Here is a 12,739-nt window from a genome sequence, read left to right as displayed (position 1 = left end):
GCCGCATCCGAAGAGCACTGCAAAGGACGAGTGCCGGTGAACGGTGTGCGCCGGACGCACCGCTTCCGGTCTGCTTCGGGCCCGCCGGACCGGAGCCACGGACCACTACTTCAGGACCGGCGTACAACCCTGACGCCCCATCCCGTGTCGAACAGGACGCCGGACAAGGAACGGGCCCTTTCCGGACACCCCCCGCGCTTGCCCGGCCACCTTCCTTTCAAGGAGCCGCACGTGCGCAAGAACCGTTCGGCCGCCCTCGCGGCGGCCTCGTTCCTCCTGCTGACCGGGGCCGGCATCGCCACCGCCCCCTCCGCTCTCGCCGGCACCCCTGGGGGTACGCACGCCGACGACCGCAACAGCGACTTCAACGGCGACGGGTACGAGGACATCCTGGTCGGCGCCCCGGGCGCGACGGTGAGCGGCGCCAAGGGCGCGGGGCTCGTCACCGTCCAGTACGGCTCGACCGGAGGCATCGGCACCACGAACGTCGCCCGGTTCAGCCAGTCGACGGGCGGCGTCTCCGGCGCCGCGGAGGCGGGCGACAACTTCGGCAAGGCCGTCGCCACCGGCGACCTGGACGGCGACGGCTACGACGACGCGATCATCGGCATCCCCGGCGAGGACCTCGGGGACCAGGCCGACGCGGGCGGCGTCGCCATCCTCTGGGGTTCGAGGACGGGGCTCACCGGTGCGGCCAGCGACTGGCTGCAGACCGCGCAACCCACCAAGGGCTCGCAGTTCGGGGTGGGTCTCGCCGCCGCGCGCCTCTCCGGCGTCACCCCGGGCGACGAACTCGCCGTACTGGACCGCGACAACATCGAGCTGTTCGCCTACGAGCCCGCGCCGCCGGCCCGCGAGCGGGCGCCGCTGCACCGTCAGGGCACCGAGCGGCTCGGCAGGTCGGCCGCCGCGAGCTCGATCGTGGCCAAGGCGCTGACCACCGGCGACTACAACAACGACGGCTTCGCCGACCTGGTCGCCTCCGGTGTGACCGAGGGGCAGGAGCCCGGCCACGGCTGGTCCGTGCAGTTCGCGGGCGGCGCCGACGGCCTCACGTACAAGAACGACCTGCGCGGGGGCCCGGCGTCGGCCTCCGGGGACATCAACCACGACGGCTACGACGACCTGGTCACCGGTGAGCCCGCCTCGCCGGACGACGGTGGCGCGACCATGACCGGCGGTGTGGTCGGCGTGCGCTACGGCACCGCGGACGGCCTCCTGGAGGAGGCCAAGTGGTGGACGCAGGACTCCGCGGGCGTGCCCGGCACCGCCGAGCGCGGTGACGGCTGGGGCGCGGACCTGTCCGTGGCCGACACCAACGGCGACGGCTACGCGGACGTCGCGATCGGCGCGCCCGGCGAGGACATCGGCACGGTCGCCGACGCGGGCGCGGTGTGGGTCCTGAACGGTTCGCAGAACGGGATGACGGCCACCGGCGCCAAGTCGTGGGACCAGGACGACACGGACATCCCGGGAGCGTCCGAGAAGGGTGACAAGTGGGGCGGGCAGGTGCGGCTCGCCGACCCGAACCGCGACGGCCGCTTCGGTCTCCTCGCGGCGGCGCCCGGCGAGAACGCCGGGGACGGCGTGGTGTGGGTCCTCTCCGCGGGTCCGGGCGGCGTCACCGGCGCCGGGTCCTGGACGTACGGGGCGGGATCCCTGGGAGCGCCGGCCACGGGGTCGGCGTTCGGCGCGGCGATCGACGAGTGACCGGGCTCTGAGGGCCCGGCATCCGGGTGCGGTCGCGAGCGGGCGGCTCCGTATCATCGCGGACATCTGCTCACGACTGCGTCCGGAGGCTGAACAGGCATGACAGAGGGCCGAGTTGTCATCGTCACGGGTGGCGGAACCGGCATCGGGGCCGCCACCGCACGGCAACTGCGTGCGGCCGGGCACTCCGTGGTGATCTCGGGACGCCGCCCCGCACCGCTGCGCAGGATCGCCGAGGAGACCGGCGCGTTGGCGCACCCCGCCGACGCGGCCGACCCCGAGGCGGTCACCGGGCTCGTGGCAGCGGCCGTCGAGGCTTACGGCCGCGTCGACGGGCTCGTCCTCAACGCCGGGGTCGGGCGCAGCGGGGCGGTCGGCGACATCTCCGACGAGGTCTGGGACCTGGTGCTGCGCACCAACCTCACCGGTCCCTTCCTGCTGTTGCGCGCCGCGCTGCCGCACCTCCTGAAGACGCGCGGCTCGGTCGTGGCGGTCGCCTCGGTCGCCGCCCTGCGCAACGGCGTGGCCAACGCCGCGTACGCCACCTCCAAGGCGGCGCTCCTCCAGCTGTGCCGGTCCGTCGCCGTCGACTACGGGAAGGCCGGTCTGCGCGCCAACACCGTCTGTCCCAGCTGGGTGCGGACCGAGATGGCGGACCGGCGGATGACCCGGTTCGCCGAGGAGGCCGCCCTCGGCGACGGCGGCGCCGAGGCGGCGTACGACGAGGCGACGCGGCTGATCCCGGCCGGGCGGCCGGGCCGGCCGGAGGAGGTCGCCGAGGCGATCGCCTGGCTGCTGTCGCCCGCCGCGTCGTTCGTCAACGGCGCGACGCTGACCGTCGACGGCGGTGTGACGGCGATCGACCCGGGGACGGTCGCGTTCGACTACGGCATCGCGCCCCGCGGCTGACCGAACTGCCCCACGCGCAGCTGGGCCGGTGGGTTCAAAGACAGGCTCTGAGAAGGAGGTCGTGCCCACCGACCAGTAGCCGCCATCCGTTCCCGGGGAGCCGGGCGACGGCTTCCGGCGGACAGGCGGTGGGCGCCTCGGGGCCGCGCTCGCTGATCCAGGTGGCGCCGTCCCAGCGGGCGATGATGTCGCTGAACACCCACACCTCGCCGCCCGGTGTCCCATGGACACCATCCGGCGTCCGCGCGGCCGCGTCCGGCAGCGGCCTGCACCAGCGCCAGGTCCTGCCGTCGCCGCGCAGCAGCCCGGCGCGGCCCTCGTGCCGCCCGCTCACCCAGAACCGGCCGTCGAGGGAGACCGGTGTGCCGAAGGTGCCTCTCGAAGTGCCCGACACCCTGAGCCGGGAGCCGCGCGGCGTCAATGCGTCCGGAGGCGTGTCCTTTTCGTTGGTCCGGGCCAACTACCGCTCAGTAGCCCGTAGTTGAGACGCGGGATCTTTGCCGAATCCTCATATGGCGGGCGCGTGAACTGGGGGTAAATGTCCTTCTTTTCTCCACCAAGGCGCCCAATTCAATTGTTGACAGGGCTAGTTGGTCTAGTCCATTTTGGTGGTACGCAAGTTCGACAGGGGGCGGGTGTGAACGCGCTGCCCCGGCGGGCCCGACCAGGCCCGGCCGACCCGGCGTGGAGTCCTGCCGCCGGACGACAGAACCGAACCTTGGAGCACCACATGCCAGCGAGCGAGAGCTATCTGCATCGCGCCCCCTCCGACGTCCCCTACTTCAGCTCGGACGGCGACACCTACCTGGCGCAGACGCAGCTGCGCGACCTCGACAAGAGGCGGCCCCTGCGCGTCCTCAGCGAGGAGGACTTCGCCTTCTGGCAGACGTACGGCTACATCGTCGTGAAGCAGGCGATCCCCGCCGAAGCCGCGAAGAACCTGCTCGACTTCGCCTGGGAGTTCCAGGGTCTTGACCGGGGCCGCCCGGACACCTGGTACGAGGAGCGCGAGTTCCGCTCGGACCTCGACCGCGAGCTGCACATCTACGGCTTCGTCGAGGCCTACCACCACCAGCTCATCTGGGACAGCCGCCAGACGCAGCGGGTCTACGACGCGTTCGTGGACGTATGGGACTGCGAAGAGCTCTGGGTGACCCTCGACCGGCTCAACCTCAACCCGCCCAACGTCAAGAACCGCTCCCGCTCGCTGATCGCGCCCACGGAGCGCGGGTTCGACATCAACCTGCACTGGGACGTCGACACCACCCTCGGGGTGCTGCCCCAGCGAGTCCAGGGCATCATCGCCCTCGACGACACCAGGGAGGACCACGGCGGCTTCCAGTGCTGCCCCGAGCTGTTCCGTCAGTTCGACCGGTGGAAGGCCCTCCAGCCGGACGGCCGCGACCCCATCCGCCCGGCCATCGACCGGGAGAAGATGCCCGTGGTCCGGCCGGAGCTGGAGGCCGGTGACCTGCTGATCTGGAACGGCCTGCTGGCGCACGGCGTGGCCCCCAACACCTCCGAGAACGGCGTCCGCGCGGTCCAGTACCTCTCGATGATGCCCGCCCTCGAAACCCACGAGGAACTGCGCCGCTCCCGCGTGGACTCCTGGTCCAACCTGAGCACGCCGGACTGGAACGCCACCCTCCTCGGCGACGCCCACAAGCACGAGTCCCTGCGCTACGGCACGGCCGCGCTCAACGACCTGGGCGCCAAGCTGCTCGGCCTCAAGTCCTGGCACGGCCGGTACCCCGACCAGTCGATCGGGGAAGCCGCATGCGCCGAATCTGCCTGACGCTCCCCACCAACCGGGCCTGCCCCGAGACCATCGCCGCGATCGGCGGGGAAGCGGCGTACGCGGCCGAGCACTTCGACGTCGAGGCGCACCTGCTGATCCTGGACTCATCCGACACCGCCACGTTCGCCGACCACACCCGGGTCGTCGCCGCACTGCCCGACGTACCGCACGTCGTCGTGCACCACCTCGACGAGGCGGCGCAGCGCGACTTCCTGCGCGCCGTGATCGACCGGGCCGAGGTGGCCAAGCCCGAGCTGATGCTCGACCTGATGCTCCCGGACCGCCGCCTCTCCTACGGCGCCTGCACCAACCGCGCCTTCCTCATCGCCGCCGCCCTGGGCTGCGAGTCCGTGCACCGCAGGGACTCCGACAGCCGCTACCAGAGCGTCGACGGCGAGCCCGTCTTCCCGGTGCACCACGAGCTCATGTCGCTCGGCAAGCCCGCGCGGGAGGCGGCGCACGGCGTCACGGAGAGCGCTCTCGAACCGCGCCACGCCGACCGGCGCGTGGCGATGGTGGGCAGCTCCTTCGTCGGGGAACTCTCCGTGGACATCGGCGAGATCCAGCGCATCGACCCCGACGTCTACCACGACGTGGTCAGCCTCTGGGCGCCCGAGCACTGGTCCGACGCCGAGAAGCGGGCGCTGGTCGACGACTCCTTCCGGGGCGCGGGCACCGACCCGTTCGAGCGCGACCACGCACTCCTCGGCCTCGTCGACCCGATGCGCGTCGACATGTGCAACATCAGCTTCCACGACGTGCACGAACGCGTGCCGCTGCCGCCCGCGACCGACACCATCGGCAGCGACTACTTCCTCATCCACCTGGTCCACGACGCCGCGCTGCCCGGTGTCCTGCACAACCGGAACATCGTCAACTACTACACCGGGGAGCGCAGGACCGACGCCGGCTTCCTCGCGTACCAGACGCGCTACGCGAAGTTCCTCCTGTCGATGCTCTACTTCAACCACATATACGACCGCATGGCCGAGGCCGGCGAGGACCTGCTCGACGACGAGGGCCACGTGCGCCCGTCCGTCATCGCCGAGTTCGCCCGGCGGAGCACCACGCTCGACCAGGCGGAGAACGTCCGGCGCCTCGACTGCCTCGACGCCGCCCACCGCAAGCTCGGCGGGCGGTACACGGCCGTCGCCGACCACCTGGCCGCGCACCGCGAACGCCTCCTCGACGAGGCACGCGGCGACATCGAGGACTTCGCCCTGCTGACCGAGGCATGGCAGCCCCTGATGCGCGCAGCCAGGGACATCGGCCCGCTCCCGGCGACGGGAGGCCCCGCGTGAGCGCCACGACGACGTACGAGCCCGACAGCGCCTCGCTCCTGGACGCCCTCGCGGCCGCCGCCGAGGACCAGATCGTCTTCGACCTCCCCGGCATCGAGGAGGGGTACGACACGCTGGTGCGCGAACTCCCCGGAGTCGCCGTCCGCTTCGCCATGAAGGCCTGCCCCGTCGACGAGGTACTCGCCCTCCTCGCCCGGCGCGGCTCCGGCGTCGACGCGGCGAGCCCCATCGAGGTGCAGCAGGCACTGCGGGCGGGCGTACCCATCGGGCGGGTGCACTACGGCAACACCGTCAAGTCCGACCGGAACATCGCCGACGCGTTCCGGCTCGGCATCAGGGACTTCGCCACCGACAGCCTGGAGGACGTACGGGCGGTCGCGGAACACGCCCCGGGCAGCCGGGTGTTCTGCCGCCTCGCCACCACCGGCGAGGGCGCGCTCTGGGGCCTCAGCAACAAGTACGGCTGCTCGCCCGAGGACGCCCTCGCGATCCTGGAGACGGCACGCGACCTGGGACTCACGCCCGCCGGCCTCTCCGTGCACGTCGGGTCGCAGCAGATGACCGCCGACGCCTGGAACGGCGCGTTCGACCGCATCGCCGACGTCCTGACCGCCCTCGCGGGCCGTGGCATCGCCCTCGACCACGTCAACCTCGGCGGGGGCCTGCCCGCGCTCGGATACCGCGACAAGCACGGCAGAACCCTCGAACCGCCGATGGACAAGATCTTCACCGTCATCCGCGAGGGCATGGCACGTCTGAGCGCCCTCCCCGGGCACGACCTGCGCTTCATCATCGAGCCGGGCCGCTACCTCATCGCCGACCACGGCGCCATCCGCGCCCACGTCTCCCGGCTCTCGGCGCGCCGCAGGCCGGACGGCGAGCACCAGTACTGGCTGTACCTCAGCTGCGGCAAGTTCAACGGTCTCTACGAGATGGACCAGCTCCAGTACCGGCTTGTCTTCCCCTCGCACCGCGACGCCGAGTCCGTCCCCGCCGTGGTCGCCGGGCCCACCTGCGACAGCGACGACGCCTACTCGCACGAGGACGGCCTGGTGCCGGTGCCCAAGGCGCTCGCCTCGGGCGACCCGGTCTGGGTGATGTCCTGCGGCGCGTACGCGACCAGCTACATGACGCAGGGCTTCAACGGCTTCAGCCCGCTCCCGTACACCTGGATCGACGGCGAGGCGGCATGAGCGAGGTCGTACGCATACGCCGCATCGCCGACGGCGACTGGCCCGGCATCGTGGAACTGGAGTCCCGCGCCTACGCGCCCCTCGGCCTCTCCGAGGGGCGGGAAGCGCTGGAGTCCCGGGCCGACGCGTCACCCGGAACCTGCTTCGCGCTGGACCTCGGACGGCAGCTGGCGGGCTACCTGCTGGCCCTGCCCTACCCGGAGTCCGCGTACCCGGAACTCGACGGGCCCGAGCGCGGGACGACGCTCCCCTCGCGCAACCTGCACCTGCACGACATCGTCGTCGCGGAACACCTGCGGCACCGGGGTCTCGCCCGGCACCTCCTGCGCCACCTCATGGCGACGGCCCGCGCGCACGCGTACGAGCAGATCTCCCTCGTCGCCGTGGGCGGCAGTGAGACGTTCTGGTCCGGCCGCGGCTTCACCGCACACCCGGGCCCGCCACCGACCGGCTACGGCCCGACGGCCGTCTACATGTCGCGCACCACGGGCCCGTCGACGACAAGAACCACACGACCGGCGACCGTACCGGCCGCAGAACCAGAGAAGTGGGCTGATGCGGGTGCTCCGCGTGCGTGATCCTTTCCATCGCGGCCAGTTGGCGATCGCAGCGCTGTTCTGTTCGCTCGGCTTCCAGTACGCCACCTGGGCCTCGCGGATCCCCGCCATCAAGTCGGACCTCGATCTGTCCGCGGCGGAGGTCGGCGTGCTCCTGATGGCCGCCGGCATCGGCGCGGCCGTGTCGTTCCCCGTGGTGGCGGTCCTGATGCGGCGCCTCGGCTCGCAGCGCCTCGCGCTGCTTTCGGCGCTCTGTCTGGCGCTGCTGCTCCTGGCCCTGGCCGCGGCGCCCAACTACCCTGTGGCCCTGCTGGTCATGTGCGTCGACGGCGTCCTCGTCGGCTGTCTCAACGTCGCCATGAACGCGCAGGGCGCCGCGCTGGAGAGCCGGTACGAGCGCAACGCCATGGCCCGGCTGCACGCGACGTTCAGCGGAGGTTCGCTGCTCGCAGCGCTGCTCGCCTCCGGCATGAACGCGGTGACCTCGACGGTGGCCGTGCACTTCGCGGCGGCAGCGCTGCTGCTGCTCCTGCTGGTGGCGTACGCCCGGACCGGTCTCCTGCCGGAGCACGAGCCCGCCGCCGAGGAGGCGGAGGCGGCGGACGTCACGGCAGGGCAGGGGGCGAAGCCCGCGAAGAAGAGGAGCTGGGTCCTGCCGTCCAGCATGACGCTGTGGATGTGCGTCGCCATGGCGTTCGGCACCGTGACCGAAGGCGCCATGAACGACTGGTCGGCCCTCTACCTGAAGGACGTCGCCGACGCCTCCGCCGAACTGGCGCCCCTCGGCATCGCCGTCGTCTCGGGAATGATGGTCGTCGCCCGCCTCTTCGCCGACGGCTGGCGCAGCCGCTGGGGCGACGGCCGGATCGTCCTGGTCGGCAGCGTGCTGGCCGGAGCGGGCCTGGCCCTCGCCCTGCTCAGCGGCGGCCTGGTGCCCGCGCTGCTCGGCTTCGCCTGTGTCGGTCTCGGCATCGCGGCCGTCACTCCGTGCGTCTACGTGGCGGCGGCCGGGCAGGGTTCGGACTCGTTGACGCTGGTCGCCGCCATGGGCACCACGGGCCTGCTCGCCGGGCCGCCGCTCATCGGCTTCATCGCGCATGCGAGCAGCCTGGTGTGGGGCCTGGCCGCCGTCGCCGCGTCGGCGCTGGTCGTCTCCGCGTGCAGCACCCGCATCCGGTGGCCCGCGACGAGCGGCTGACGGCGGCGGCACCCGGAACGGCCCTCCCGGGTCTGTTACTTACCGGAGGGTAGGCGCACCCGACCCCCTTGTTATACATTCCGTCTAACAACGGGGCCGCGGCCTGCCGTGCGACGCGGCGCCGTGCCCGCTGCCTGGACGTCTGAAGCCAAGGAGCCGCAGCATGGCAAGCAGCACTGTTCGGCCGAGCACACAGGGCAGTTCACCGGAGGGCGATGTCGCCCGGCGGCTGTTGGACTCGGCCGCCGTGCTGGCGTACGACCCGGCCACCGAGGTCGACTGGGAGACGCCGCTGGACCGGGGCTACCACGGCGCGAGCCCGGAGTGGAGCACGCTCTACGGCACCGCCTACTGGCAGGAGCTGACCGAGGAGCAGCGCAAGGAGCTGACCCGGCAGGAGGCCGCCTCGGTGGCCAGTACGGGCATCTGGTTCGAGATGATCCTGCAGCAGATGGTGCTGCGCGACGTCTACGCCAAGGACCCGACGAGCACCGAGGTCCAGTGGGCGCTCACGGAGATCGCCGAGGAGTGCCGCCACTCCATCATGTTCGCCCGCGGCGCCGAGAAGCTCGGCGCGCCCCCTTACCGGCCGCGCCGGTTCGCCACCGAACTTGGCAGGGTCTTCAAGTCGGTCGCCTTCGGCGAGGCCGCGTACGCGGCGATCCTGGTGGCCGAGGAGGTCCTCGACGTCATGCAGCGCGACTGGATGCGCGACGAGCGGGTGGTGCCCTTCGTCCGCACCATCAACAACATCCATGTCGTCGAGGAGTCGCGGCACATGAAGTTCGCCCGCGACCAGACGCGCAAGCGGCTCGCGGGCGCGGGACGGGTGCGCCGCGAGATCAACGCCCTGGTGATCGCCATCGCGTCGTACGTCATTGTCACCAGCATGGTGAACCGCGAGGTGTACGCGAACGCCGGACTCGACGGGGAGCGCGCGCTCGCCGAGGCGAAGGCCAACGAGCACCACAAGTCCATGATGCGGTCGAGCTGTTCGGGGCTCATGGAGTTCCTCGCCTCGTGCCGCCTGCTCACCAAGCCGGCCCTGGTCTTCTACAAGCGCGCCAACCTCATCTGATCCCAGAGCCGACGGACCCGAGCGAGCTGAGCCGAAGAACATGACCTACGCCATCACGCAGACCTGCTGCAGCGACGCCACCTGCGTCGCCGTGTGCCCGGTCAACTGCATCCACCCCACGCCGCAGGAGCGGGCGTTCGGCAGCACGGAGATGCTGCACATCGACCCCGCGACGTGCATCAGCTGCGGCGCCTGCGCCGACGCCTGCCCCGTCGACGCGATCTTCCCGGCGGACAGTCTGCCCGTGGTGCAGCAGCAGTACGCCGAGATCAACGCGGCGTACTACGACAGGGGCACCGGCTCCGAGGCGCCCGAACCCGCCCCGGAAGGGCCGAACTTCCACGCCTGGGGCGAGCCGTCCTTCCCCCGCGTCCTGCCCGCGGACTTCCCGCCGCTGAACGTCGCCGTCGTCGGCACAGGACCCGCGGGGATGTACGCGGTGCAGGACCTGCTGCTGCACACCGGCGCCGAGGTCACCCTGATCGACCGGCTGCCGGTCGCCGGCGGCCTGGTGCGCTACGGCGTGGCGCCCGACCACCCGGCGACCAAGAAGGTCGGCGACACGTTCGCCCGCTTCCACACGCACCCGAGGGTCCGGCTGCACCTGGGCCTGGACGTGGGCACCGACATCAGCGCGCAGGAGATGGCGGCCCATCACGACGCGGTGATATACGCGGTGGGCGCCTCGGCGGGCCGCCGCCTGTCGATACCGGGGGAGGAGCTGCCCGGCAGCATCTCCGCGAGCGCGTTCGTCGCCTGGTACAACGCCCACCCGGACGCGGCACCGGACGGCATCGACCTGTCGGCCGAGCGGGTGGCCGTCGTCGGCAACGGCAACGTGGCCCTCGACGTGGCCAGGATCCTGCTCGCCGACCCCGACACCCTGGCCCGCACCGACATCGCCGACCACGCGCTTCGCGCCCTGCGCGACAGCAAGGTCCGCGAAGTGGTCCTGCTCGCCCGGCGCGGCCCCGAGGACGCCGCGTACACCAGGTCCGAACTGCTGGCCCTCAAGCAGCTGCCGGGCGTGGAACTGACGGTGGACGACCACGACCCGCGCGTCGCCGCCGCCGTCGACACCGCCGACGCGCAGGGCAAGGCCGCGGTCCTGCGAGGTGTCACGCGCACGCGGCCGGACTGGGAGAACCGGCCCGCGCCCGGCCGCAGGATCGTGCTGCGCTTCTACTGCGAGCCCGTCGAAGTCCTCGGCGAGGAACGGGTCGAGGGCGTGCGGGTGGCGGCGGCCACGGGGGAGCGGACGATCCCGGCGGGCCTCCTCCTCCGCGCGATCGGCTACCGCGGCGTGCCCGTGGCAGGACTGCCCTTCGACGAGGCCGACGGCACCGTGCCGCACGAGGGCGGCCGGGTCGCGGGACTGCCGGGCACCTACGTCGTGGGCTGGATCAAGCGGGGCCCCACCGGCGGCATCGGCGCCAACCGCACCTGCGCCGCCGAGACGGTCTCCACGCTCCTTGCCGACGCGGTCGCGGGCACGCTCCCGGCCCCGCTCCACGCGACGAAGGCCTTCCACCGGCTCGCCCGGCGCCGTAACCGCCAAGTGGTCGACGCGCGCGGCCTCGCCGCCATCGAGCGGGCCGAGGTCACCCGGGGCCGGGCCGCGGGGCGCCCACGCGTCAAGCTCGCCACCGTGGCCGAACTCGTCTCCACGGCGCGCGCGGGGCGCAGCGGACTGCTGCGCTGACGCGCCGGTGCAAAGAGGCGTGCCCCCACCGGCTCTTCACGAGCCTGTCATGGTGGGGACAGCAGAAGGCCCGGCCTCCGTCACGGAGGCCGGGCCTTCTGTCGCGAGCGCTGGGCAGGCCTTGCACCTGCATCTCCCCACAGGAAGTGGGGCGCCTTTCCTTGGACCACCAACGCCGGGCCCGGTACCGCCTGTTCGGCGTCGAGCACAAGATCGACTGTACCCCACGACCCGGCCGGGAGTGAAATCCTCCGCCGTGGCCGACGGCGACTCCCGCGCCGGACTTCGCGGAGTCCGAGCGTCCGCGGCCCGGCCCGCCCTACTATCCCCGCATGCTGCTGCGCCGGAAGTCGCGAATGGTGATGGCCCTCGTCATGGCGCTCGTCGCCGCGTTGGCCTGGACGGTCCAGGGCAGCGCGTGGGCGGCGCCGCCCGGCGGGGAGCGGCCCGCGCCCGGCCGCCAGCTCCTGTTCTTCAACCATGCCTACGGCGTACTCGACCGGGAGACCGCCGACGCCATCGAAGACTCCGCCTACCTCCGCGACTTCGCGAACTTCCAGGTCCGCACCACGACCGGCTCCGGCGGCCAGGTCTGGACCGGCCGCTACCTCATGGGGCGCGAGACCTACGTCGAACTGTTCGGGGTCGGAGACCTGCCCGGCAAGGACGGCGCATTCGGCGCCACCGGGATGGGCCTCTCCGTCGAGCAGGCGGGCGACCTCGCGACGGTCCGCGAACGGCTCGTGGCCCTGGGCGTCACCCCGGCCGACTTCCTGCAGACGCGCGACTTCGGCGACGGCGTCCCGGTGCCTTGGTTCGACGGCTTCTTCGCCATCGCCGCCGACGCGTACGACTCCTTCGGTGCCTGGTCGATGGAGTACCGGCCGGAGTACTTCGCCGACCCGCGCGGCAGGACCGAACCGCCGAGCCACCCCGGCGACGTGGGCAGGGAGCGGTACTTGAGCGACGACTACCGCGACCACCAGATGCGTGATGTGACATCTCTGCGCCTGGCCCTGACGCGCCGCGACGTCGCGAGCACGGTGCCGTTGCTGAAGGCCGGTGGCTTCGCCGTCAAGTCGCTGCCGGGCGGCGGCGCCGTCGCATCGCACGATGGCACCACGATCCGGTTCGACGCGACGACGCGTGAGGAGGCCGGTCTGCGGGAGATCGCCTTCTCGCTCAACCGGCCCGCGATCCACCGCCACGAGGAACGGATCGGCCGCTCGACGCTCGCGGTCGGCCCGGGCGTGCGCGCCCTGTGGACGTTCGACGGGCCCAGGTAGACACGGA

The 12,739-nt window shown here is 72.0% G+C and carries 11 protein-coding genes; 10 read left to right on the top strand and 1 reads right to left on the bottom strand.

Annotation, left to right across the window (positions count from 1 at the left end):
- The first annotated feature begins 231 nt into the window (after positions 1–231).
- Positions 232–1,710, top strand: a complete 1,479-nt coding sequence (locus AC07DI_RS30800) for an esterase (RefSeq protein ID WP_384254279.1) — start codon at positions 232–234, stop codon at positions 1,708–1,710.
- Between the two features lie 99 nt (positions 1,711–1,809).
- Positions 1,810–2,619, top strand: coding sequence for an SDR family NAD(P)-dependent oxidoreductase (locus tag AC07DI_RS30795; protein WP_478907526.1), 810 nt, complete (start codon positions 1,810–1,812; stop codon positions 2,617–2,619).
- Positions 2,620–2,653: 34 nt separating this feature from the next.
- Here the strand turns inward: AC07DI_RS30795 and AC07DI_RS30790 are convergent, their stop codons facing one another.
- Positions 2,654–3,079, bottom strand: coding sequence for a hypothetical protein (locus AC07DI_RS30790; RefSeq protein ID WP_478907524.1), 426 nt, complete (start codon positions 3,077–3,079; stop codon positions 2,654–2,656).
- Positions 3,080–3,349: 270 nt separating this feature from the next.
- On the opposite strand from AC07DI_RS30790, the gene AC07DI_RS30785 reads away from it, so the two are divergent.
- The 8 genes from AC07DI_RS30785 (at position 3,350) to AC07DI_RS30750 (ending at position 12,732) form a co-directional block, all read left to right on the top strand.
- A complete protein-coding gene (locus AC07DI_RS30785) occupies positions 3,350–4,414 on the top strand; it encodes a phytanoyl-CoA dioxygenase family protein (RefSeq protein WP_478907522.1) in 1,065 nt (354 codons plus the stop codon).
- Positions 4,396–5,718 (top strand): DUF6271 family protein, encoded by a 1,323-nt coding sequence (locus tag AC07DI_RS30780; protein ID WP_478907520.1) that lies wholly within the window; start codon positions 4,396–4,398, stop codon positions 5,716–5,718. Before AC07DI_RS30785 ends, AC07DI_RS30780 begins: the two co-directional genes overlap by 19 nt.
- Complete coding sequence (locus AC07DI_RS30775; RefSeq protein ID WP_478907518.1) at positions 5,715–6,911, top strand: type III PLP-dependent enzyme; 1,197 nt, start codon at positions 5,715–5,717, stop codon at positions 6,909–6,911. The genes AC07DI_RS30780 and AC07DI_RS30775 overlap by 4 nt, the downstream gene beginning before the upstream one ends.
- Positions 6,908–7,489: a GNAT family N-acetyltransferase gene (locus tag AC07DI_RS30770; RefSeq protein WP_478907516.1), complete on the top strand. Its 582-nt coding sequence runs from the start codon at positions 6,908–6,910 to the stop codon at positions 7,487–7,489. Before AC07DI_RS30775 ends, AC07DI_RS30770 begins: the two co-directional genes overlap by 4 nt.
- Positions 7,467–8,666, top strand: coding sequence for an MFS transporter (locus AC07DI_RS30765; protein WP_478907514.1), 1,200 nt, complete (start codon positions 7,467–7,469; stop codon positions 8,664–8,666). The genes AC07DI_RS30770 and AC07DI_RS30765 overlap by 23 nt, the downstream gene beginning before the upstream one ends.
- 163 nt (positions 8,667–8,829) lie before the next feature.
- On the top strand, positions 8,830–9,744 hold the full coding sequence (locus AC07DI_RS30760; protein WP_384254297.1) for an AurF N-oxygenase family protein: 915 nt from the start codon (positions 8,830–8,832) through the stop codon (positions 9,742–9,744).
- Between the two features lie 40 nt (positions 9,745–9,784).
- Positions 9,785–11,446, top strand: a complete 1,662-nt coding sequence (locus tag AC07DI_RS30755; protein WP_478907511.1) for an FAD-dependent oxidoreductase — start codon at positions 9,785–9,787, stop codon at positions 11,444–11,446.
- 332 nt (positions 11,447–11,778) lie between these two features.
- Entirely contained in the window at positions 11,779–12,732 is a 954-nt protein-coding gene (locus AC07DI_RS30750) for a DUF5829 family protein (protein WP_478907509.1), read from the top strand.
- The last annotated feature ends 7 nt before the right edge of the window (positions 12,733–12,739 follow it).

It is taken from the genome of Streptomyces sp. NPDC044106, from assembly GCF_056433985.1.
The sequence above is the reverse complement of the archived record's forward strand: the minus strand, read 5'-3'. Positions and strand labels throughout refer to the sequence as shown.

Coding starts and splice junctions, on each gene's coding strand:
- AC07DI_RS30755 (WP_478907511.1), top strand. CDS start 9,785: ATGACCTACGCCATCACGCAGACCTGCTGCAGCGACGCCACCTGCGTC.
- AC07DI_RS30765 (WP_478907514.1), top strand. CDS start 7,467: ATGCGGGTGCTCCGCGTGCGTGATCCTTTCCATCGCGGCCAGTTGGCG.
- AC07DI_RS30780 (WP_478907520.1), top strand. CDS start 4,396: ATGCGCCGAATCTGCCTGACGCTCCCCACCAACCGGGCCTGCCCCGAG.
- AC07DI_RS30795 (WP_478907526.1), top strand. CDS start 1,810: ATGACAGAGGGCCGAGTTGTCATCGTCACGGGTGGCGGAACCGGCATC.
- AC07DI_RS30750 (WP_478907509.1), top strand. CDS start 11,779: ATGCTGCTGCGCCGGAAGTCGCGAATGGTGATGGCCCTCGTCATGGCG.
- AC07DI_RS30785 (WP_478907522.1), top strand. CDS start 3,350: ATGCCAGCGAGCGAGAGCTATCTGCATCGCGCCCCCTCCGACGTCCCC.
- AC07DI_RS30770 (WP_478907516.1), top strand. CDS start 6,908: ATGAGCGAGGTCGTACGCATACGCCGCATCGCCGACGGCGACTGGCCC.
- AC07DI_RS30760 (WP_384254297.1), top strand. CDS start 8,830: ATGGCAAGCAGCACTGTTCGGCCGAGCACACAGGGCAGTTCACCGGAG.